The organism is Helicobacter sp. MIT 05-5293, from assembly GCF_000765665.2.
Taxonomy (GTDB): Bacteria; Campylobacterota; Campylobacteria; order Campylobacterales; family Helicobacteraceae; genus Helicobacter_C.
In genome coordinates this window covers 53,234-75,183 of the sequence record NZ_JROZ02000005.1, presented here as the reverse complement: position 1 = coordinate 75,183, position 21,950 = coordinate 53,234, and the positions used below count along the sequence as shown (strand labels likewise).

Genomic DNA, 21,950 nt, shown 5'->3' with positions numbered 1-21,950 from the left:
CAATTTTATATGGTTTCAATTATGGCGAATCTTTCAAGATTCTAATTAAAACATTTTAATTATTAAGGAGAAAAAATGTTTAATTTAACTGATGAGCAAGTTAAAATCTTGCAGGATATTTATAATAGATCAGAAGGCGGCAAACATATTCTCAAGATTGGTGAAGGACATCTAGGCGTATTTCAAGCTAAAGATCAACAAAGTCGTGAATATATAGAGAATCTCAAAATATTGCAAGATAATCGATATATTAGCGGAATCACCACAGGAGTAGATTTTCTTAATCACGATACAACAACTTATACTTTGCCAAAGATTACAATTACAAAAATGGGGATTGATTATATAGAATCCTTGTCCTCTAAATAGTATATTTTGCGGAGTCTGTTTACAGATTCTGCAGCCAAAATATAAGCAGTTTAGGTTTAAATTGATAATTTAGTGCATATGTTATATAATCTCACTGATGAAGAAATAAAAATCATAGAGGATAAATAGTGAGCTGGCAACAATATTTTCCAACCTATCATTTTGACGAAAAGAAAAATAGAGATATCGCTTTGGAAGAATATAAGTTTTGTTGCAAAGTAGTTGAGAGCGAAGAAAGGATTTTTGATAATCTTACAAAGTATATTCTTGCGTTTGGGACAATTATTATTTCTCTTCTATCGGGTGCAAATAAACAAATAGAAAAAGTATTTAGTGGAATAACAGAAAATCCAAAGTATATATGGATTGGTATTGCTATTTTAGTAATATTATTTTTTATTTTTATGACAATAAATTTTGCAGAGAGGCAAAAATCTATCGTTTTTGCAAAACGAAAAATTATTGTTTTAAGGAGAATGCTTGGCATAGACTATGGAACTCAAGAATTTTTATTCAAAAAGGGTATGCTTGAAGGTGCTAATATGCCTTTTAGTATCAAACTCAAAGTTCATTATTTGTATTTTATGATTCTCGCTTTATGTTTTGTAGCATTATTTATTATAGGCAATTTTTTAGAATGCGATCTAACAAATATTGTCCTATTTGATTTTATAATATTTATCATACTATACTTGGTTTATATTTGTTGTATTTTAGATAACAATGAAAGAATGTTTTTGGTCATTTTTAGGATATTTTTTTCAATACTTGGTGTAAGGTTTGTAGATAATTTTGAACACATTTTATATAGAGCTAAATTGTCAGTTGACGAATGTGAAAGACAGAAAATTAACTTAAATAATCTTAAAAAAATATTGGTTGCCATTGAAGATAGAAATTTTTATCAACATAAGGGTGTAGATTGGAAAGCAACAGGTAGAGCTTTATTGTCTCGCGGGAGAAAAATACCTTTTATCCAAAGAATAATGCCTTGTATTCAAACAATACCATTTTCTGGTGGCTCTACTATCACTCAACAGCTTTTTAGGACTTTATTTATTGAAAATATAGATAAACGAATATGGCGGAGAAAATTAGCTGAAATTTGTTTAAGTCGTTTTTGGCTAAATAATATCTTAAGCAAAGAAGAACAACTTGAGATTTACCTAAATGCTGTGCGTTTTGATAGGCAAGTATTTGGAATAATGCAAGCAATGAAACATTTTTATAAAAAATATGTTAAAGACCTTTCAATAGCCCAATCGTTTTTTCTTATTGAACGCGTTTCTGTTACAAGTGGCACAATGTTACCCAAAATAATTGACATTATTGTGCGGTTAGAAAATGAAAAGATTTTAAACAAAAATGATATTAAAGAAATAATTACAATTTACACTGAAGTCTTTCAAGCAGGAAAAATTAAAGTGGAATTTAAGAATGAAAATATTTTAGAAAAATTATGCAAAAGGTATGAAGATATTTTAAATTTTACAACTGATAATGGGTAAGGTTACAGAATTTAAGTCTGTATAAACAAAGGTGAACAATGAAATCCAAATATTTAAAGCAAGAAAATCAATTATATCAAATCTCCTGCAAACCAAGAAAAATTCATTGTGCTAAAGAATTTAAATATCCAAGCAATAAAACAATACGAGATAACCTCAAAAAAATAATGCAAGATATTAAAAGTGGAGCAAATATTAACGATCTTCTCTCAAGACAATATGAAAAAGATAAATATGATTTATATTGGAGAAACTACAAGATTCATCATTTACATATTCCAGAAAATAGCATATCTACAAGAAGTAAGTATCGCCTCTTTGTATATTTTGCTTTAAGTGAAGCATATTTATTGTATGTTGATGAATCTCACGATGATGAACTTTTTAAGCGCAATAAGATATTGGAAATAATAGAATCTAATGGTTGGACTGATAGGCTATTGACTACTATTAACATTTCAAATGATTCTGTTCCAAATATTCCAGAAAATATGCAAGATAAAATAAGAAAAGAGGGGATTTGTATTTTTCAAAAAATCGGGCATAATATCATAATGCCTATGCCAAGTGTCTATGTTAATAATGAGCTTGTAAGCGTGGAGTGTTTTTTACAAGATTTACGGGAACAAAATGCTAAGGCAAAATGTATAGAAAATGAAACCTATCACTCTTAAAGAATTTAATGCTTATGCTAAGACTTGTTCAGAGGAGAATCTTCATCTTCTTTGGGAATTCCTTACTCATTTAAGCTTTAATAACGACAAGCGCGTTGTTTGTCAAAACAATACTTTGATTGTCAATGTAAAAATGGAATTTATAAGAAACGATAGGCAAAGTGAGGATTTGCTTTGTAAAGAGTTGGTATTTAAAGATATGCACTTTATGCAAGATGTAAGCATTGATAAAGTCGATGATTTGATTTTGCATATCGATAATAATGTGGTTTTTAAGAATTTTCTCATAAAAAGCATTTATGAAGAAGAGACAAAAGGGAGTATAAATAATTTATGGATATATAAAGATTTTAAATGTGAAGAATTTATCATAATGAATTATCGTATTGTTTCATTTGTTTTGTCTGCTCATCATATTTATGGGAATCTTACCTTTAATGAATGCGAATACGAAAACTTCTGCTACTACTTTGCAGAATTTCATAAGTTTAACTTTTATGGAAAGATTTTGTTTCTTTCTTGTATTTTTAAAAACAATGCAGCTTTTATGAACTCCATCTTTCACAATCGAATAGATTTCAAAAAATCAAAGTTTTATACAGATGCTTATTTTAATAACGCGACTTTTAAAGAATTTGCAGATTTTCACGAATGTGAATTTGAAAAAACCGCTGTATTTTATGGTGTGAAGTTTGAAAAAACGCCGAATTTCTCTCAAGCGATTTTTGAGGGAAATGTGAATCTTGTCAATGCAAAGCTTGATTTTGACTTTAAGGGATTAGGAGAAACGATACAAAAGGAATGCGAAACAACCGCAGATACAAAATCTTTAGCAGAATGTGCCAATGATTTTCGTGATTCATTTCGGCTCTTTAAAAATGCGTTGATTAAAGATAATAACCTTTTAGATGCTTCCAATCATCACAGAATAGAGCTTTATTGCAAAGAAATAGAATTAGATTCTAAAATTTCTAATGCCCAAGCATCAGTTAAGGAATTAATAGATAGTTGTGTGCTTAAATTCTACCGCCATACCTCCGACCACCACACGGATTTGGTTAAAATTATTTCTTGCGTGGTTATAAGCATTGGGCTATTTGGAATCTTGCTTTTTGGCATTCGCTATGGATTAGATTTAAAAAGTTTTGTTGCTAATCATTCAAATAACTTTTGCGCTAAGTTGCTTGATTCTAGCTTTATCGTTGAAAGCAATATGATTGGATTATTGTATATATGCGCTACTTGTGCTTTATTCATAAAAGAAATTCGTTTTATTTTTTATTTGTGTGTAACAATTTATATGTGTGCCATTCAATATAAAAATATATTTTTAATCTTTGGAAATCTTACTCATTCAAACGCCAATCAATCCGCAGCAGAAAATTTACTTATCGTAATTTATGCAATCCTAATGTTTTTACTGATTTTCTCCTTGCAAAAAACCGCACGCAAAAACTCCATCGTGCCGCATTAGAACTAAAGATTTATCATTGATCTAATTTTGCTTATTTTGGGTATTAGTAAATGGATTGTTGATCTTGGCAATCTCGCATTGATTCTTTGGTGTATAAACTCTATAGATTTAAGCGAAGAAGAGATTAAAATTATAGAATCTAAAACTTCATTGATATATAATGTCAAGATTCAAGCTAAGGAGCAAATATGACTTTAATCATTGAAAATGCGAGTGAAAAATTTTTGCCACTTTTTCAAGAAGTAGCAAGGCTTAGTAAGGCAAAAATCAGCATAGAAGAAGAGAATGAAGAGATTACTCAAGCGATTAAAGCGTTTGAAAAGGAACGCAAAGAGGGTAAAACAAAACGATATAAAAATATCGCAGAATTTCAAAAGGCTATGAATGCCTAAATATGAGCTAGAAATTTCTAGAAAATTTGAAAAACAATCGTATAAAGAATGAGTAGATATAAGGTAGCCTAAATCCTGTATTAACAAATTTTTATATATTTCGGATTTAGAAAAAATTATAAAATCAAGTAAAAATACAAGAAATGATCAAAATATATTTAGTCAATATTTTGATTTTAATTCATTCTATTTGCAACCCCTCAATAATTTTATATTTAAACCATAAATTCTTTAAAACCACAGATTCACACACTCAAGGATTTTGTGTTATAATCGCGCGGAATTATTATTACAAACTGATTTAATAAAACTAGGATTATAAAAATATGAGTTATTTTTCGATTGAATTTGCCTTATTGCTTTTGGCGTTTTTTATGCTTTATTGGGCTTGGAGCAAGGCTTATCAGATTCAGAATCTTTTGCTTCTTGCCTTTAATTATCTTATCATTTGTCTTTTCAGCCCTTATTTTGCGATAGTGCTTTTTGTCTTTACTTGCTTGGTTTATTTTTTGGCTTTGGTGATTGACACGGCGCGGGTGCGCTTTATTTTTATTTGTTGTGTGCTTGTTGTCGTGTTGTATTTATGCTTTTTCAAATACTACGCATTGATTAAAGACGAATTTGACGCGCTTTTAGCCTTTATCGGGCTTAGTTTGTCTGTGGATATTGTGTTTCCTCTGGGGCTTAGTTTTTACACTTTTGCTTCTATCACTTATCTTCGGGCGGTGTATGAGGGTGCGCAATCCGAAGTCGATGACACGCATTATCAAGAGGGTAATCCCGCTTTTGAAGGCTTTTTCGCTCTTGCGACTTATTTGTCATTTTTCCCGACATTGCTTGCAGGTCCGATTATGCGCAGTCATTTTTTCTTTGAGCAATACCACAGAATCCGCACTTTTGGACATATCGATGAAATCATCGTGCTTATCCTCTTTGGTGTGGTGAAAAAGGCATTGATTGCAAATTACCTTGAGATTTATTCTTCGCCGATTCTGCAAAATCCCTCCGAACATCATATTTTAGAGCTTATCACTGGGATTTGCGCGTATAGCGTGCAGCTTTATTGTGATTTTAGCGGGTATGTGAATCTCGTGTGTGCGTTTGCGCTGATGCTTGGATTCTCGCTGCCGCCAAATTTTAATATGCCCTATATGGCGAAAAATCTCAAAGACTTTTGGAGTCGTTGGCATATTAGCCTCTCAACCTTTATTAGGGATTTTATTTATATCCCTTTAGGCGGCAATCGCAAAGGATTCTTAAATGCGCAAATCTTTGTGCTTATCGCTTTTACACTCTCCGGACTTTGGCATGGCAATACCCTAAACTTTATGCTTTGGGGGCTTTTGCATGGGCTAGGTTTGGTGGTGCTAAATTGTCTGCGACAAATCGACTTTAACCTCGAGGGCGTGCCATTTTTGGGATCTTTGATTACTTTTATATTTGTAACCTTTTGCTGGATTTTCTTTTATTATCCGAGCTTTGATGAGGCGTTGGAATTTTTCTCTGCGTGTGCGAATGGCTTTAATGCGGATTTTGCTTATCAAGATTGGCTTATTTTGGCGTGTTTTTTAGTCGTTTTTATGGTTTATCCCTTTATGCGCGGTTTTATGGATTTGTGTGTAAAGATTTCAAGCTTTGTCCATTGGACGCTCAAACCTTTTGTCTTGGCTGCGATTTTTACGCTACTTGTGGGTATGATGCCTCAAGGCATACCTAATTTTATTTATGCGAGCTTCTGACATGGCACAGCTTCGATTTATTTTTATCTCATGGGTATCGTTGGTGTTGTTGGTTGTCTTGCTTCATCAAAGCATTTTGACTTATGTCGAGCAAACTTATCATAATTTTAGTGAAAGTAAAAGTGTGGTCGGAAAGTTTTTCGGCACGATTTACGCTCAAGTGATGCTTGATGATAACGCGCTTTTTGTCGCAATGGATTTAATGAGTGATACACTTGAGCAAGTGCGCAAAGACATCTTTAGATTCGGAGATTCGTTTGATATGTCTTTAGAGGGTGAAGATACAGAATCTAGCCAAAATCACGCGATGAGCGAGGTTCATAGAGTATCGCCCCCCACAGAATCTCAAGAATCCAAACACTCTAAGCTTGATTCTGAAAGTCTAGAATCAAGCTTAGATACTACTTTTGATGCAAATGATATGCGACAATCTAGCGACATTCCAACGCAACCTTCTTTAAAAGCAAGTGAAGATTCTGTGAATAATGATTTGGCAAAAGACTCTACTTCAAACCTTGAAGAGCTTTTTCCCGCGCCTACTCATCACGATACGCAATCCTTATCTGATGATTTGTCTAAAACTTCAGAGAACCCCGCATCTTTGCAAGATTCTCTGCCTCGCGTGCAAGAGCAAGAAACTCCTCGTGATCTTTTAGAATCTTCTAGCCCTATCCCTCAACGCGTCATCGCAAATCCTTATATCGAAGTCAATGAGGGTGCTAATGTGCTATTGATTGGAGATTCTATGATGCAAGGTGTCGCGCCTTATATTGTCAAATCACTCAAAAAACATCATATTCACGGGATTAACCTTAGCAAACACAGCACCGGACTTACTTACAAGCATTATTTTGATTGGGAAAGTGCGACAAGAGAGGCTTTGAGTAAAAATCCTCACATTGAGCTTGTCGTGGTGATTTTAGGTGCGAACGACCCTTGGACGATGAAAAAAAGCATTGCTTTTAAAACACCACCATGGGAAGAAATCTACCTTTCACGCATTCAAGAGATTATTGATGTGGCTCAAGACTATGGTGCGCGTGTCGTGTGGTATGAAGTGCCTGCGGTAAGGGAAGAAAAGCTCAACGCAAAAATAGCGTATTTAAATGATTTGTATGAGCGAAGTGTGCGAGAATCAGGAGAATTTTTCTTGCAGACTAATGGCATTATCACGCAAGGCGCACATTATTCGGCGTTTATTAAAAATGCCAAAGGCAAAAGCGTGCAGGTGCGTATCGATGATGGTGTGCATTTCACCTCACGAGGCTATAAGATTATGGCGGACATTTTACTTAATCAATTGATTATCGTGCCAAATCAAGCATTTCACACAGAATCTCAAGAAGACAAGGATTAGAAAATGAGTAGGATTTTTGCTTTATTGATATGCTTTTTAGTGCCGCTTTTTTCACTTGAAAACATGGCGCTTAAAGACATTGTCAAAGAGCTTAATACGCCTACTTCTAAACCAATCATTATGCCCAAAACAAAGAAATTCTTAGAGCAGACACACGCTTGGTTTGATTATCAAGGTGAGTTAAGTGCGTTGCTTGCTCAAAAGATTCACGATAAGAAAGATTTGAAAATCCGCATTTTTGGAGATTCTCATATTGCGGGGGATTTTCTCTCTCATCAATTGCGAGGGTTATTATTTGAAAGTAATGCCTTTGGATTCGTCTATCCTCTTTATCCTGCCTATCATCAAAATATTACCCTTGCTTATGAGAGTGAAAATATCACATTAATCAATGTCCGTAAAGATGAATACGCTGATTATCCTATGGGGGGCATTGTCGCGCAGCCCTCAAAGCTCCCCGCGAGAATCAAGCTTACACCTAAGATACAGCTTCCTATGGCGACTTTGACAAAAATCATCTTCAAATCACCGCATAAAAAAGAGGCGATTCTTATTCAAGATGCGCACGATAAGCGTTATAAGATTAATGCCAAACGCGCCGATGTGTGGCAGACAATTGAGCTTAATTTGCAGTATCCTTTTGAAGTGCAGTTTCTTGATGAAAAAGTCGAATTGGGGGGATTTTTTATCTATCAACCCAAAGAAAATCGTTTTGTTGAAAATATCGGCATTAATGGCGCAAAATCCGATATTTGGCGCAAATGGGAGGAGCGCGTGTTTATGCAGACGATGCGATTATTACCTGCGGATTTAGTGATCTTGTGCTATGGGTCAAATGACGCGCTTTATGATAATTTCAATCCACAAGTGTTTTTGAAAGACTATGGGGATTTGATTGATAAGATTAAAATCACCAATCCCGATGCGAGTATCCTGCTCATCGCTCCGCCTACGGTGGTGAGTAAAATCACACCTGCCAAAAAAACAAAAAAATCCAAAGCAACCTACAAAATCACAAAAAATTTCCAACCCGTGAAAAAAAGCATTCACGAGCTTGCCGAGCAAAAGCACACGCTCCTTTTTGATATGGACGATTTTATGAATGAAAGCGGAGGGAAGAAAAAATGGGAAGAGCTTTCACTTGCTAAGCTTGATGTGCATTTGTTGCCCTTAGGGTATCGGCTTATGGCAGATAAGATTTTTTATGAGCTTGAAAGGCTCAAATGAGTTTTAAAAAATGTATGAAGAATCAGAGATTAAATACCCCAATCAGCCTAGCTACATTATTTTTCAAGATTTTACAGAAGTTGATTTGAATATCTTCTTTATCCTTTGCGAAGTAGTCAAGTATCAACGCTCAAGGACAATTCGTATTCATTTTGAACAAATGCGTTATTTTGTGGTCAATGACAAAAATAAAAAACGATTCTATAAAAATATTGTCAATTTTACTAAAAAACTAAACTCCCTAAAAGCCCAAAAATCCCAAATAGATAAAGAGGGATATGAGATATTTTCCGCTTATGCTTTTTTTGAAAAGATTAGCGCGGACGAAAAAGCTTGTATGCTAATTATAAAGATTACAGAAAGCTCCCTTAAGCTGATTAATGACATTACTTCGTGTTTTACGAGTTTTGAAGTGAGGGAATTTTGCTTCTTAAACAATAAGTATGCAAAGAATCTTTATCGTCTCTTAAAGCCCTATCAAGCCATAGGGATATACATCATCAAATACGCTTGTTTTAAAGAAATGATGAGTATCCCCAAATCATATCAAGCGAGGGATATTGATAGACAAGTGTTAAAACCTGCTATTTTAAAACTCACACAAGTGAGCCCTTACACGCATAAGCCTTATTTTGAGAATCTGACTTATACGAAAATCAAAAGCAAGTCAAAAGGGCAAGGTGGGAGTATAGACGCAATCGCATTTTCTTTCGTGCCTCGTGCTGTCCATAAAGTGCAGTGGTTAGATAAATCCCCCCCCCCCCCCCTTGAGGGCTGTGTCGGATTCACACAGGAAAAAATCGTAGTGAGCTTTTAAAATGGCAAATCTTTTGTGTTATGATGTTTCAAACACGCCAAAACTTAATAAGAAAAGTGTATTTTTCTTTATTTTAGCGGTGTTGCTGATGCTTTAAATCCGTCTTTGACAAGCTGCTCACCCCCTTTGCCTGTATTTTCTCCGAGATTGCTTCTTGATTTTGCATCTGTTTTACCTCCACTGACATTAGCTCCTAGAGTATTGCCTCCACTCTCACCTTTTTTATCTGCTTTGGTAGAGCCTTTTACTCCTGCTATTATTTTGTTTGCGGCAAACCCCCCTGCACTTGCAAGTCCCGCAAGCCCACTTCCTGCACCGCTAGAATCTGCACTGCCGATGATCGCACTAATCCACGCTGGGATTTTGGTGAGCAAAAATACCGCAAAGATAGACATCACAATAGGGATTAATAAAACATAAATATCACTTGTATTTTCTGTTTTGATCAATTCTACTCGCGTGATTGCTGATTGTGGGATACCCATTACAACAATGCTAAGCGGTGCCCATAAACTCATACCGATATAGAGTTTGAGCCAACCAAAAAACACACCTTTTGTCTGACTAAAACACAAACAAGGTAAAACTAAAGCACAAAAGCTTAAAATGATTGTCGCCATAAATTGAGAAAGTATCGTCATAATAATCACAGCAATCATCAGCACAAGGCTGACGATTAAAAAAGCTACGACAATGAGTCTATCTCCCAAATGAAAACCAAATTTTCCCTCTTCTTGCTTGATCGCTTCCATATATGCGTTTGAAGTGTCATTGACTACTCCCCAAAAGTAATCAATATTGGCACTTACATTTCCCGCATTTCCATATGCGCTTACTCCCGCACTTGCCCATTTATAGGGTAATTGAAAAATGCTGATAAAATCTCTGTAATTTTGATAGCTACTTAAGGAAGCCTTTATCACGATAAAAATCACCACCCAAATCATCGCTTTAAACAAATCATCACGGCTGAATCCATCGCCTTTAAGCTTCATAAATACCCATATCACCACGCTTAAGCCTAAAAATGTATAGGCGATGTTGTTTGAATACAAATCACCAATCGCCCCATACACATTGGCTACGACAGCATTTCCTGTCTCCTTAACGATATTGACGACGGTCGTAAAGACACTGACGCTTTTTTCTGCCATAGGATTTCTCCTATTCAAACATAATAGGCAGACCTGCCTCGTTGTATTTCACCTCTTCTTGATAGTTTGCAAATGCCTCTTCTTTGATGAGTTTAGAGACTGCTTCATTTGCCTTATCCACAAAGGTTTCATCGGCTTGTGAAATTTGCTCTCTACCTCGGTCTTGCTCTTGGCTAAGGTATCCGATGAGAATATCATTTGATTGTGTGCTCATCTCATATTGAATCATTGCAAGTTCTAGCATTTGCGCTAGAATCGCATTTGCTGTGTTAGCCACTTCGGTGGGATTTTGGCTTTTTGTCGCACTTTCTATGAGGGTCTTAACATTTTCTTTGATGTTGGGTTTATTTTTTAAAAATTTTTTATAAAAGTTCCCCCATGTTTGCAGTTTCTTATCTGTTACTTGTTCTTTAACGAATTCTTGCGCCATTTTGACGCGTTTTAAATTATCCAAGACTTCTTTATAGGCAGCATAGTCCTTATTTTTAAGGAATTCGTTTGCTTGTTTTTTGAGTTCATCTTTAAGCCCAATCATGGTGATAGGCTTATTAAGTGTATCTGTGCAGGCAAATGATTGTGCAAACTGCTCATTATATTCTTTGTCTTCATAAGCTTTTTCTGCAAGATCACTTTCTTGTTTGAATAGATCGTGTTTTTTTAAAAACTCACAATGCTCATTGATTTTCTCAAATAGTAGAGCGTAGGGGTTGTCAAAATCAGTATTGTTGATGCCATTGATGATATTGTTGCCGATATTATCAATCTTTTGCAGGATACTTCCTACCCTGCCGGTATCGATACCCATAGCACGTAGCTCTGCTTCGTATTTGACAAATTCTTGAATCTGTTGCGTGTAGCTTAGGATTGATTGTGCGATTGAGCTAATGTCAATCACAGGCATATTTGCCCTAGCCTCATTAAATCCTAAGCTTAGGCATAAGGCTAAAGCAAGAAAGTTTGTCTTCAGTGTCGTTTTCATCTTTTCTCCTTGAAAGTAGAAGTCAAGATGAGTTTGTTTCTTTTGATCTCTGAAAGATTATAGCATAATTTTAAGAGATAAGAGGATAAGAAAATTATTTACCTCTTTCGTTATGCTTTCTAAGTGGATCTCCCCCATTTGCCATTAGATTGAAAGAGTCCCAATCATACTTTTCTGTATCTTTGGCAAAGCGTTTTTTGCTACCAGCATCAAGTCCATTTACCAAAACTTGTTGGCATAAAGCATTAGAAACGAGGTCTTTATTGAGGTTTGAGTATTTCTTAATATTGAGCCCCTCTTTTTGGAGGATCTCTTTAGCTTTCTTGTGAGCATTCGTTACGGCTGCTGCCTCATCTTTATCATAGCTATCAGTAACTAAAGCAGTATATATATCATTTCCCTTATGAGTTCCATCATCGGGAAAAAATAAATCGCTCCGCCCCGAATAGCTAATTTTGGCTTTATGGTAATATTGTATACATGCCTCGATATTGTCTTTATTGGTTGTATTAGCCTTATAGATTCCTTCCGGTGTTTTTACTACACCTGCTTTTTCTCCAGCCTCTACACCTTTTTGTAAGCCTTTTGTGATACTATTAAGATCAAGAGCGTTTGCCCCTATGGCACAAATTCCCGCTATAGCACTAATAGCTATGATTTTTTTCATTTTTACCCCTTTGTGGATTGGTTTTTAAGCCTTGTATCGACTTTGCGCATTGATAACAACAAAAAATATTAAATTTTAAAATCTAAACAATACAAAATCACTCAAAACAAGTAAAAATTTCTCCAAAATTGAATTTTGTCAAGTTTTTGATTAAGTGGATAAATTGCGCAATATTTTACGACAAAATGATCCCCTATTCACGCTAAGCAAGGAAGTGTATTGATACAAAAGTAAATGTAATAAACTTTGCTTACCTAGAATAATGTGTGTCGATTTGCATCTCTATTCTTTCAATATGTGGATAAAACAAGCCCTAGAGGGATAAGGATTTTTCGCAATTTATCCCTTTAATGTTTTGTGAATTTTTTATAAAAATTAAACACTAAATTCACATAAAGGATACAAGCGATGAAGAAAATGTTTGCAAAAATCACCCTCTTACTCATAATGGCTCAAGCCTATCTTTATGGTGCATTTGGAGAGAATCTCAAAAATGCTATTCAATCAGAAATCAATTCGACAGGAGATGTCGTAATGGCGGTGATTCATCTGATTGTCGGTGTGATAGGTGGATTGATGATCTGCTTTCTTGCTATTGCTGCAAAGCTCAAACCTGAAATGATCAAAGACAATATGAAGATGATCATTTGGACAGCAATCATTACCGGTGTGTTGTGGGGTGTAACCAATAATGGTGTGAGTGTGTTTCAATGATAGAGATTGAAAACTTTAGAGAAATCACCAAAAAAGACAAAGTTTATCTCCCCAAAACAAACATAGGCTTAAGTAGAAGTTCTTTGCTTATCGCGCTTTTGGTTGGGGGAATCTTATGGCTTGTTTTTGTTTGGTGGGCTATTCCTCTATTTTTTATCATTTTGATTGCGCTTTCTGTCTTTGAGTTTTTTGATGAAGATATTTATGATATTTTTATCATTAGGCTAAAAAGCAACACAAATTCTATTTTTTACGCTTAAGAAGTCGCTATGAGATTGTTTCAAAAAATTTTCAATCACGATAAATTGGATTTGTTTAACGAGGCTATTAATGCCGCGATAGAAAAATCAGAGGGGATTCTCACATTGCGAGAGCCAAAAGTGTATGCGATGAATGAAGAATCTAATCTCGCCTCAAAATATAGTGATAAATACATCGCTACGCAAGATGGGAATCTATGTGCTGCCTTTAAAATCGAGGGGATAAGTTATTCAGCTATCACTCTTGAGGGAGAAATAGAGCTTGTGAATACACGCAATCGCTTTTGGAGCAAGCTTGATTCGAATGTCGAAATCAATATCTTTTGCAGGAAAGAGAAGATACACTTTGAGCTTGATTCAACTTCGCAGAATCTTTATGCGCAAGAGATTATACAGCAATGGGAAAGCGGTATTGTAACCTATCAAATCAATTATTATCTTATCGTCTCGACAAAATCTAAGAAAATCACTGGTTATTTTGAGGCTAAGAGAGAGAAAATGACAACAGAGCAGATTGCCAATAATATTGATTCTGAAAATAATACAACACGATTTGAATTTAAGGCAAAAAAGCTTGATGAGGTGTGCGAGGATATTAAAAGTGGATTAGAAAATTTTAAGCCTATACAGCTTGATGCGGATTCTATTATCAACTTTTATGCGACATATTCTAATATGCAAACGACAAATTTACGCTATGGGTATGAAAACATCACAGATTCTTATATCACTTCAGATGTGGCATTTAAAAAGGATTTTATTGTTTTCACGCGTAATGATGGCAAGGAGATTTTCGGGAGGTTTTTAAGTGTCAAAGCTTATGAAACTGAAAATCTCTCAAGCATTTTGCCTACAACCATTTTGCGTGAAAATAGTGATTATTTTTTGATCTTTCATATGGAGGCTCTTGATAAAAATACTTCCATAGAAAAAGTGAAAAATGCCAAACTTTATGCGGTGGATATTATACAAAATGCTCTTGAGATGCTAAGTCAAGAAATCAAATCCGATAGGGAAAAACTATTGCGATTTTCTTTAAGTGTGCTTGTGTTGTCAGAATCTGGTTTAGAAGATTTAAACACAAAGACAAATTCCATCTTGGCTATTTTGAAAGCACAAAACCTTAGTGTGGCAAGAGAAAGTTTTAACCTCAAGGCTTTATTTTTTAGCTTTTTTCCCTCTCGTGGTAATCTCAATGCGAGAATCCGCACACAGACAAGCTCTGTCATCAGCACACTTTGCACTTTTGAAAATGATATTTTGGGTTTTAAAAGCAATCGTTGGGGTAATCGACCCGTTACAATCCTTAGACACTTAAGCGGAAGTCCTTATTTCTTTAACTTTCATGATAGTCCAAATAAAAATGCGGTAGGACATACGCTTGTAGTCGGTGGCACAGGTTATGGCAAAACGACACTGATGCAATTTTTTATGATGAATCTTTTTAAATACGACATTAATATTTTTGCTATGGACAAACTGCGCGGTATGCACAATTTTACAAATTATATGGGAGCGGAATATCATGATTTGGAGCTTGATGGATTTAAACTCAATCCCTTTTCTCTTGCGGATACTGATGAAAATAATAATTTCTTAAAAACTTGGCTTTGTGAAATGGGTGAAATTGGTAAAGGAGAGCATGAATTGCGCCATATTGTTGGAGAAACGATTAGGCAGATACGAGAAACGCAACGAGCCGATTTTAATCATATTTTTACGCTGAAAGATTTTTACGATAGCTTGCAGTTTCCTAATTCACAAGATGATTTAAAGATACGCTTTAAGGATTATCTCGGTGGATTGTTTGATAACACACAAGATGCGTTAAACTTTGAGAAGCAACTCTCGGTATTGAATATGGATTCTATCCTCAAGGACAAGAAAAGATCGGCACTTTGTGCGCTTTATCTTTTTCATAAAATCAAAAATATCTCCAAAAATTCTCATAAAGGCTTTTTTATATGGATTGATGAATTGCGTGATTATCTCAATGATGAGAATATGTGTAATGCCATTATTGAGGCGATTATGGAGATTAGAAAAATTAATGGCGTGATCACAATGGGTGTGCAGAATCTAGACTTCTTTAAAAATGTCTCTAATGCTGAAGCCTTTATTGAGAATATGGCAAATATTATTATTTTCCCTACAAGCGACATAAGGACACTTGAAAGACTACAAGATCAGTTATCTTTGACAAATAGTGAAATTAATTTTCTTCAAAATACGACAAAAGCTTCAAGGCGGGTGCTTTTAAAACGCAAAGAAGAATCCGCCATCTTAGATGTGAATCTATCACGCATAGGAGAATATCTCCGAATCTTTAGTTCAGAGGTTGAAGATGTGAATGCGCTTATTGAGAGTAAAAAACTCTATCCGCAAGAATGGAGATCTGTGTATCTTGATAAGCAACAATCCACACATTTCATACAAAAGGAGAATTGATGAAAAATATTTTATTTGCACTTTGCATAGCCTTTGCATTATCTGCTTGCAGCAATAAAAATGCAAAGATTCCAAGTAAAAGCCCTTGTGCGTGCTATGACATCGTGATAGATATGCAAAAGGATAGTTAATACAATGGCATTTAATGATAATGAATGCAAAAAGGACGCTAATAATGATAATGAATGCAAAAAGGACGCTAATTTTCTTTTCAAATTAGAGCGACATATCAAGCAGTATATGTTTTTTTGGATCATCTTAGAATCTGCCATTATTGCTCTTTTGATTATCGCCATAATGGTGATGCTTCCACTGAAACAAAATGTGCCTTATCTTGTGTTTTTCTCTAATGCCGAAAGTAACTTTGTGCGTGTAGAGCAAGGCAATCTTAACATAAGGAGCGAGGAGGCATTACTTAAGTCAATCCTTGCAAGTTATGTGCAGAAAAGAGAGAGTATTAATCGTATTGATGATGAGGCAAGATATGAAGATGTCAGAGATCAAAGCTCAAATAAAGTTTGGGATACTTTTAGAAGAATCGTTATACAAGAAAACTCTATTTATCAAAATAAAGATGTATATCGAGAAATCCACATTATCAACTTAAGTGTTTTGTCTAAAAGCGTAGCGAATGTGGATTTTATCTCTATTACTCAAAACGCTAAAGAAAAAGAACTAAAACGTTATCGTGCCACGCTTAAATACGACTTCAAGGCCCAGAGCATTAGTTTTGAATCTGTGCCACGAAACCCCACAGGGTTTATTGTCGAAGACTATGCTCTCACAGAAATTTTTATCAATGACAACTCACACAAACAGGAGAAATCAAAATGACAAGAAAACTACTCTTTGGCTTTCCGCTTTTGGCTTTGATGCTCAATGGAGAATCCGCGATTGATATGCAAGATGAAGCTGCTAGGAGGATTCAGCAAGGGCAAGAGCAAATGATAGAAACGATTAATAGAATCCAAGATATTCAAGAGCAAAGAGAGATTGAAAGAGAGCAAAGAAAAAATCAACCTGTGCTAGATTCTACAAGTCATGACTTTAGCTCAAGCTCTATGCCTATCACACAAGGACAAAAGTCGCAAGAACCGCCTACCGAACAAGAAATTTTACTCAAAAAACAAGCCGTAAGAAGTCAGAATCTTAACGCTATACAGGGGCAATTTTTTGCTAAAAACTACAAGGGCACAGAAAATACAATCACGATAGATTATGAGGATAATAATACCTATAAAATCCGCACACGCATAGCGATGACTAGCACAATGATATTTCCACAAAAGATTAAAAACTTTATTTTAGGAGATAATGTAGGCTTTGAGGTGTTGGAAGTGCCAAATTCGCAGAATACATTAGCTATACGCCCTAAACTTATCGGTGTAGACACGAGTCTTGCGGTTTTTACTGATGATGGAAAACTCTATTCGTTTTATATTTTTTCCACAGATTTTAAATCATGGAAAAATCCGCATCTTGTCGTGTTTGTCAAAGATAAGCGAAGCATTGTTGAAAAAAGTAAAGATCCGTTTTTTGATGAATATTTTTATGTGGAAGAGGGTATTAATAAATTGCGTGTCAAAAAGAAAGAAGTTTATAAGCGTTACAAAGTGAAAGTCAAGAAAGAAAATACTTGGCTTGTGCCAGAGGAAATCTTTAGCGACAATAATTACACTTTTTTCAAGTATGACAAAAATCGCTATCCACAGATTCCAAGTATTTATACCGTGATTGACAAGCAAGATTCTCCGATTGAAACGCGTGTGATAGGCGATTTTGTCATTGCTGAAACCGTGGCTGATAGATTTACAATCAGAATCGGAGAAGCCTATGTGTGCGTAGAGCGCGAAAAGGTGCAAAAAGGTAAGCAATGAGAATTGAGATAGGACTTGCACTGATAGGATTGTCTTTTGTCTATGGCAGTGTTAAAGAGAATCTCGACTATCTTTTTGAAAGTAAATTTCCTATCAGTGATTATGTGTGGAATCACCAAAATAAATCGATTAGTTCGATACAAAGCCAAAATAAAGGGCGAAAGATTCTTTTGGACAAAAGTGGCAATCCTATTCTTGATGAATTTGGGAATCCCATCTATGTCGATTCTGAAGGTAATCTTTACTCTAAAGACGGAAAGCTTTTGGGAAAAGTGCTTTTAGATGAGAATGGGAATCCAATTTATGGGACTAATGGTAAGCCTATCATTTATGATAAGAATGGAAAAATACAAGGCAGCACGGATTCGCTTTTGCTCGATGAATTTGGAAATCCTGTGCTTGATAAGAATGGTAATCCTATCTTTGTCGATAAAAATGGCAATCTCAAAGATAAAAGCGGTAATGTCATTGTAGATTCTTATGGTAATCCAATTAATATCAATGACAAAAAGCAACTTTTGGAATTTCTCAACCAAAGCACACAAAATTCTTTTGAAGAACAGCTTAGGAAAGAGAGAGAAAGGCTCAATAGGGAGCTTGAAGCTCAAAGAATGGCGGAAATTGAAGCACGCACAAGAAAAGAAGAGGCAAGGATAACCGATCCAGCTTATCAAGCAATGCTTCAAGAGCAAGAAATGCAACGACAAAGAAAACTCGCAGAGCAAAAGGAAATGCAGCTTTATAAAAATGCTGTATTGGGAGAGAGGGCAGGGGGAGATTCTCGTATATTTGCCCAGCAAAGCTCACTTTATGGGGATAGTGGATTTTCAAATCAACAAAACATAGATGTAGCCACAAATGAACATAGATTGTATCGAATGATACGAGCAGGAAGACTTATACCAGCTGTGTTAATGACGCCTATTGTAAGCAACATTGAGGGTATTATCACCGCACAAGTGGAACAAGATATTTATGCTGCACAAGGGCGTGTTGTGTTAATCCCGCGTGGCACAAAGGTAATGGGATTTTATAAAAATGATAATAAAATAGGACAATCTCGCCTAAGTATTATATGGCGTGAGATGATTACTCCTCAAGGTGTAAATATCTTACTCACAAATGCTATGAGTGCAGATTCTAGGGGAATTAATGGTGTAGAGGGATATTTAGATAATAAATTTGGTGAGAGATATGGGCTTGGTCTGTTTTTAAATACCCTAAGCAATGGGCTTATGATAAGTGTCTCTAATCTCACACAAAAAAGTGGCACAAGCACAAGTCCCTATACCGCGCAGCTTTTTTCAAATGCACAAGGGGATATAAATAACATCTTTAAACAGCTCATACAAGAGCAAGCGAAGATTAAACCCACGATTGAAATAAGAGCAGGGAGTAGAATCTACATCACGCCCACAACGCATATGTGGTTTCCAATACCTAAAAATGGTGAAGTTATGGCGCAATACTTCAATGATGAATATCAGTAAAGGAGATCATTATGACAGAATGTGAAAGCTTTGCAAACCAAAATTTGGATTCTGTTCGTGGAAGCTGACCATATCACGCCTATTCTTGCACAAAAACTGCAAGTGCTTGATAAATATTTAAGGCTTGAAGCCAATGAGATTATCATTAATCATATAGGAGAGATATGTGTCGATTATGGACAAAAATGGGAAACGATAGAAGATTCTATGCTTACCTATAACTTCATAGATTCGTTTTTGACACAACTTGCTACAAGGAGAGGGCAGAGATTTAATGAAAAATATCCTAGCCTTTCTTGTGAGTTGCCTCCACCTTATGCGCGATATAGACTTCAGGCGCAACACAGAAGCATTTTATTTCACTCCGATGTGTGCGTTTGTATCAGAATCCCAAGCAGCAAATATTTTGCATTAGAACATTTCACTCTTAGTGATAAGGTCAAAGAATCGTGGGATTATGAGAAAATTAAAGCCCTCATACCGCAGAGAAAAAATGTGCTTATCAGTGGCGGAACAGGCACAGGAAAAACGAGCTTTCTCAATGCTCTAATGAGTAAAATACCACAAAATGAACGCATTGTAAGTATCGAAGATTCGCAAGAAATTTTCATTGAAAATCATAATAAAACCCAACTTGCTGTGCCAAAGGAAGAGAGCGAGATTTATGGCTATACACAGGCTATCAATAATGCTATGCGCTTACGCCCCGATAGATTACTGCTTGGGGAAATTGACATACGCAACACTCTAGCTTTTTTGCGCATTAATAATACAGGACACGAAGGTAACCTCTCTACTCTTCACGCTAATAATAGTGAAGATGCTATCAATGCGATTATCACAAATGCGATGTTTGGCGGAATGCAAGATAGAGTAGCTCTTAAAGCTTATATTCGCACAGCTATTGATTATATTATTCAAATTAAGCGGATTAAGAATGAACGCATTGTCAGCGAGATTCTCGATGTGAAGCGGCATATACCAAAAGAAATCTAGGAAAATTATAGTTTCAATGTCCAAATATTTATTTTGGGGAATACATATTTGGGCTTTGTATTCTAAAAGCCCACCCATAGCCTATGCTCTTTTGATCTCAAATAAGATGAGTTTAGGGGCTATGGGAGATGTAAGGTAAAATCTTATCGTTTCAAGCCATTGACGGTTTGAAGCATAGAATCTGCAGTTTGGATACTCTTTGAGTTCGCCTCATAGGCTCTTTGCCCGGTGATAAGATCTGTCATTTCTTCGACCAATTTGACATTACTAAGCTCTAAGAATCCTTGTCTTAGCTGTCCGAATCCGTCAAGCCCCGGCACACCCGCTACAGGATCACCCGAAGCGTTGGTGTTGATAAAAAGATTATCGCCCAAAGAATGCAACCCTGCGGGATTGATAAAATTCACAATTTCGATTTGCCCTAAGATATTTACTTCTGTTTGATTACCTTCAATCACACTCACCGTGCCATCAGTCCCGATATTGATTTGAGTCGCACCCTCTGGAATAGTAAGCTCTGGAATCAAGCGATAGCCCTCTGCATTGACGACATTACCATTATCATCAAGCTTGAAGCTTCCTGCGCGTGTGTAGGCGATATTGCCATCGGGAAGTTCGATTTGGAAGAATCCATTCCCGGTGATTGCAATGTCAAGGTTATTTTCTGTCTCTTTGGGGTGTCCTTGTGAAAACATCTTTTGAATCGCAATGGGTCGCACACCTAGCCCTACTTCAATGCCTGTGGGTGAAATAGTCGTTTCACTTGTGCTTGTTCCTGCGTATTGGAGTGTTTGGTAAAATAAATCTGCAAATTCTGCTCTCTGCTTTTTATAGCCGGTGGTATTGACATTGGCAATGTTGTTTGATGTGTTGTCGATTTGGAGTTGTTGTCCAAGCATACCTGTGGTAGCGGTATAGAGTGATCTCATCATAATGCGATCCTTTAATATAAGAAGTAAATTTCACTTAAACTAAGGCAGTGATTGGTTGGATTCTAAGCAAAAGGGATTCCAAAATTTACCTTTAATTTATCCTTTTTATAGCTAAAATCATTTATAGTTATGGTGAAAATTTAATAAAAAGTGAGAGTATGCTTCTAACCACGCTTTATATTATTGCCATCACAGCCGAAGGTATGACGGGTGCTTTAGCCGCAGGGAAACATAAAATGGATTTGTTTGGTGTGATTTTTATCGCTCTTGTTACGGCGATTGGCGGAGGGTCGATTCGGGATATTTTACTTAATCATTACCCGCTTACTTGGGTGGCTCACCCTGAATATGTGGTGCTGATTTGTGTTGCGGCGATATTAACAACAAAGATTCCGCGTGTGGTTGTGCGTTCGGAAAAAGTGTTTTTGATTCTTGATGCGATTGGGTTAGTTGTTTTTAGTATTTTGGGCGCACAAGTAGGAATTGATAAGGATTATGGGTTTATCATTGCTGTGAGTGCGGCAGTGATCACAGGGGTTTTTGGGGGAATCTTGCGTGATATTTTATGTATGCGGATACCCTTAGTGTTTCAAAAGGAGATTTATGCTGGGATTGCGCTAATTGCGGGTGCGCTTTATTATGTGCTGTTGATTTATTTGCAAATAGATATTCTCATTGCTACGCTTATTACGCTTATTGTGGGTGTGATTGCTCGCCTTTTAGCGATTTTTTATAAGCTTGGATTGCCCGTATTTGCGTATGATGAAGATTCAAAGACTGAAAAATGATTTGGGGATTTGAGAATGTCAAATAATCTTAGTTTTTGGAATCTTTTTATACAATGGCATCTTTTATTTGTAAGATTTTTAATTATTT

Annotated in this window: 22 protein-coding genes; 18 read left to right on the top strand and 4 right to left on the bottom strand. The window is 35.8% G+C overall.

Annotated features, from left to right (window positions below; translation table 11 throughout):
- The first annotated feature begins 75 nt into the window (after positions 1-75).
- The 9 genes from LS68_RS08970 (at position 76) to LS68_RS08930 (ending at position 9,557) form a co-directional block, all read left to right on the top strand.
- Positions 76-369 carry a hypothetical protein gene (locus LS68_RS08970; protein ID WP_034373821.1) on the top strand — a complete coding sequence of 98 codons (294 nt, stop codon included), beginning with the start codon at positions 76-78 and terminating at the stop codon, positions 367-369.
- A gap of 128 nt (positions 370-497) precedes the next feature.
- A complete protein-coding gene (locus LS68_RS08965) occupies positions 498-1,877 on the top strand; it encodes a biosynthetic peptidoglycan transglycosylase (protein ID WP_241993732.1) in 1,380 nt (459 codons plus the stop codon).
- Positions 1,878-1,915: 38 nt separating this feature from the next.
- Positions 1,916-2,551 carry a hypothetical protein gene (locus LS68_RS08960; RefSeq protein ID WP_034373824.1) on the top strand — a complete coding sequence of 212 codons (636 nt, stop codon included), beginning with the start codon at positions 1,916-1,918 and terminating at the stop codon, positions 2,549-2,551.
- Positions 2,532-4,025 carry a pentapeptide repeat-containing protein gene (locus tag LS68_RS08955; protein ID WP_052100525.1) on the top strand — a complete coding sequence of 498 codons (1,494 nt, stop codon included), beginning with the start codon at positions 2,532-2,534 and terminating at the stop codon, positions 4,023-4,025. Before LS68_RS08960 ends, LS68_RS08955 begins: the two co-directional genes overlap by 20 nt.
- A 188-nt stretch (positions 4,026-4,213) precedes the next feature.
- The gene (locus LS68_RS08950) at positions 4,214-4,417 is read left to right on the top strand and encodes a hypothetical protein (RefSeq protein ID WP_034373986.1); all 204 of its coding nucleotides are present in this window, start codon (positions 4,214-4,216) and stop codon (positions 4,415-4,417) included.
- A gap of 326 nt (positions 4,418-4,743) precedes the next feature.
- Positions 4,744-6,156 (top strand): MBOAT family O-acyltransferase, encoded by a 1,413-nt coding sequence (locus LS68_RS08945; protein ID WP_034373983.1) that lies wholly within the window; start codon positions 4,744-4,746, stop codon positions 6,154-6,156.
- Positions 6,143-7,513 carry a DUF459 domain-containing protein gene (locus LS68_RS08940; RefSeq protein WP_241993731.1) on the top strand — a complete coding sequence of 457 codons (1,371 nt, stop codon included), beginning with the start codon at positions 6,143-6,145 and terminating at the stop codon, positions 7,511-7,513. Before LS68_RS08945 ends, LS68_RS08940 begins: the two co-directional genes overlap by 14 nt.
- Before the next feature lie 3 nt (positions 7,514-7,516).
- Positions 7,517-8,740 (top strand): GDSL-type esterase/lipase family protein, encoded by a 1,224-nt coding sequence (locus LS68_RS08935; protein ID WP_034373977.1) that lies wholly within the window; start codon positions 7,517-7,519, stop codon positions 8,738-8,740.
- 10 nt (positions 8,741-8,750) lie between these two features.
- On the top strand, positions 8,751-9,557 hold the full coding sequence (locus tag LS68_RS08930; RefSeq protein WP_138091432.1) for a replication initiation protein: 807 nt from the start codon (positions 8,751-8,753) through the stop codon (positions 9,555-9,557).
- 68 nt (positions 9,558-9,625) lie between these two features.
- Here the strand turns inward: LS68_RS08930 and LS68_RS08925 are convergent, their stop codons facing one another.
- The 3 genes from LS68_RS08925 to LS68_RS08915 form a co-directional block, all read right to left on the bottom strand.
- Positions 9,626-10,711: a type IV secretion system protein gene (locus LS68_RS08925; RefSeq protein ID WP_081950987.1), complete on the bottom strand. Its 1,086-nt coding sequence runs from the start codon at positions 10,709-10,711 to the stop codon at positions 9,626-9,628.
- Between the two features lie 10 nt (positions 10,712-10,721).
- The gene (locus tag LS68_RS08920; protein WP_034373946.1) at positions 10,722-11,690 is read right to left on the bottom strand and encodes a hypothetical protein; all 969 of its coding nucleotides are present in this window, start codon (positions 11,688-11,690) and stop codon (positions 10,722-10,724) included.
- A gap of 94 nt (positions 11,691-11,784) precedes the next feature.
- On the bottom strand, positions 11,785-12,357 hold the full coding sequence (locus LS68_RS08915; protein ID WP_034373943.1) for a hypothetical protein: 573 nt from the start codon (positions 12,355-12,357) through the stop codon (positions 11,785-11,787).
- A gap of 408 nt (positions 12,358-12,765) precedes the next feature.
- Between LS68_RS08915 and LS68_RS08910 the strand changes: the two genes are divergently transcribed.
- The 8 genes from LS68_RS08910 to LS68_RS08880 are packed head-to-tail and all read left to right on the top strand — an operon-like array spanning position 12,766 to position 20,142.
- Positions 12,766-13,071, top strand: coding sequence for a hypothetical protein (locus tag LS68_RS08910; protein ID WP_034373940.1), 306 nt, complete (start codon positions 12,766-12,768; stop codon positions 13,069-13,071).
- On the top strand, positions 13,068-13,331 hold the full coding sequence (locus LS68_RS08905; protein ID WP_034373938.1) for a hypothetical protein: 264 nt from the start codon (positions 13,068-13,070) through the stop codon (positions 13,329-13,331). Before LS68_RS08910 ends, LS68_RS08905 begins: the two co-directional genes overlap by 4 nt.
- A 9-nt stretch (positions 13,332-13,340) precedes the next feature.
- A complete protein-coding gene (locus LS68_RS08900; protein ID WP_052100536.1) occupies positions 13,341-15,779 on the top strand; it encodes a hypothetical protein in 2,439 nt (812 codons plus the stop codon).
- A complete protein-coding gene (locus LS68_RS09610) occupies positions 15,779-15,910 on the top strand; it encodes a lipoprotein (RefSeq protein WP_158621836.1) in 132 nt (43 codons plus the stop codon). Before LS68_RS08900 ends, LS68_RS09610 begins: the two co-directional genes overlap by 1 nt.
- Positions 15,911-15,914: 4 nt before the next feature.
- Positions 15,915-16,613, top strand: a complete 699-nt coding sequence (locus tag LS68_RS08895) for a VirB8/TrbF family protein (protein WP_138091430.1) — start codon at positions 15,915-15,917, stop codon at positions 16,611-16,613.
- Positions 16,610-17,656, top strand: coding sequence for a TrbG/VirB9 family P-type conjugative transfer protein (locus tag LS68_RS08890; RefSeq protein WP_034374319.1), 1,047 nt, complete (start codon positions 16,610-16,612; stop codon positions 17,654-17,656). The genes LS68_RS08895 and LS68_RS08890 overlap by 4 nt, the downstream gene beginning before the upstream one ends.
- Positions 17,653-19,146: a DNA type IV secretion system protein ComB10 gene (locus LS68_RS08885; protein ID WP_138091428.1), complete on the top strand. Its 1,494-nt coding sequence runs from the start codon at positions 17,653-17,655 to the stop codon at positions 19,144-19,146. Before LS68_RS08890 ends, LS68_RS08885 begins: the two co-directional genes overlap by 4 nt.
- 30 nt (positions 19,147-19,176) lie before the next feature.
- Positions 19,177-20,142, top strand: coding sequence for an ATPase, T2SS/T4P/T4SS family (locus LS68_RS08880; protein ID WP_347232429.1), 966 nt, complete (start codon positions 19,177-19,179; stop codon positions 20,140-20,142).
- Between the two features lie 143 nt (positions 20,143-20,285).
- Here LS68_RS08880 and flgG read toward each other — a convergent pair whose 3' ends face one another.
- Positions 20,286-21,074, bottom strand: coding sequence for a flagellar basal-body rod protein FlgG (flgG, locus tag LS68_RS08875; RefSeq protein WP_034373268.1), 789 nt, complete (start codon positions 21,072-21,074; stop codon positions 20,286-20,288).
- A 143-nt stretch (positions 21,075-21,217) separates the two neighbouring features.
- Here flgG and LS68_RS08870 point away from each other — a divergent pair, with 143 nt between their 5' ends.
- Positions 21,218-21,862: a trimeric intracellular cation channel family protein gene (locus tag LS68_RS08870; RefSeq protein ID WP_241993735.1), complete on the top strand. Its 645-nt coding sequence runs from the start codon at positions 21,218-21,220 to the stop codon at positions 21,860-21,862.
- Positions 21,863-21,950: the final 88 nt, after the last annotated feature.

Excerpts from the sequence above, each read along its gene's own strand:
- LS68_RS08950 (WP_034373986.1), top strand. The coding sequence starts at position 4,214 with ATGACTTTAATCATTGAAAATGCGAGTGAAAAATTTTTGCCACTTTTT.
- flgG (WP_034373268.1), bottom strand. The coding sequence starts at position 21,074 with ATGATGAGATCACTCTATACCGCTACCACAGGTATGCTTGGACAACAA.
- LS68_RS08895 (WP_138091430.1), top strand. The coding sequence starts at position 15,915 with ATGGCATTTAATGATAATGAATGCAAAAAGGACGCTAATAATGATAAT.
- LS68_RS08905 (WP_034373938.1), top strand. The coding sequence starts at position 13,068 with ATGATAGAGATTGAAAACTTTAGAGAAATCACCAAAAAAGACAAAGTT.
- LS68_RS08890 (WP_034374319.1), top strand. The coding sequence starts at position 16,610 with ATGACAAGAAAACTACTCTTTGGCTTTCCGCTTTTGGCTTTGATGCTC.
- LS68_RS08945 (WP_034373983.1), top strand. The coding sequence starts at position 4,744 with ATGAGTTATTTTTCGATTGAATTTGCCTTATTGCTTTTGGCGTTTTTT.
- LS68_RS08930 (WP_138091432.1), top strand. The coding sequence starts at position 8,751 with ATGTATGAAGAATCAGAGATTAAATACCCCAATCAGCCTAGCTACATT.
- LS68_RS08935 (WP_034373977.1), top strand. The coding sequence starts at position 7,517 with ATGAGTAGGATTTTTGCTTTATTGATATGCTTTTTAGTGCCGCTTTTT.
- LS68_RS08915 (WP_034373943.1), bottom strand. The coding sequence starts at position 12,357 with ATGAAAAAAATCATAGCTATTAGTGCTATAGCGGGAATTTGTGCCATA.
- LS68_RS08940 (WP_241993731.1), top strand. The coding sequence starts at position 6,143 with ATGCGAGCTTCTGACATGGCACAGCTTCGATTTATTTTTATCTCATGG.
- LS68_RS08920 (WP_034373946.1), bottom strand. The coding sequence starts at position 11,690 with ATGAAAACGACACTGAAGACAAACTTTCTTGCTTTAGCCTTATGCCTA.
- LS68_RS08925 (WP_081950987.1), bottom strand. The coding sequence starts at position 10,711 with ATGGCAGAAAAAAGCGTCAGTGTCTTTACGACCGTCGTCAATATCGTT.
- LS68_RS08955 (WP_052100525.1), top strand. The coding sequence starts at position 2,532 with ATGAAACCTATCACTCTTAAAGAATTTAATGCTTATGCTAAGACTTGT.
- LS68_RS08900 (WP_052100536.1), top strand. The coding sequence starts at position 13,341 with ATGAGATTGTTTCAAAAAATTTTCAATCACGATAAATTGGATTTGTTT.
- LS68_RS08960 (WP_034373824.1), top strand. The coding sequence starts at position 1,916 with ATGAAATCCAAATATTTAAAGCAAGAAAATCAATTATATCAAATCTCC.
- LS68_RS08885 (WP_138091428.1), top strand. The coding sequence starts at position 17,653 with ATGAGAATTGAGATAGGACTTGCACTGATAGGATTGTCTTTTGTCTAT.
- LS68_RS08970 (WP_034373821.1), top strand. The coding sequence starts at position 76 with ATGTTTAATTTAACTGATGAGCAAGTTAAAATCTTGCAGGATATTTAT.
- LS68_RS09610 (WP_158621836.1), top strand. The coding sequence starts at position 15,779 with ATGAAAAATATTTTATTTGCACTTTGCATAGCCTTTGCATTATCTGCT.
- LS68_RS08910 (WP_034373940.1), top strand. The coding sequence starts at position 12,766 with ATGAAGAAAATGTTTGCAAAAATCACCCTCTTACTCATAATGGCTCAA.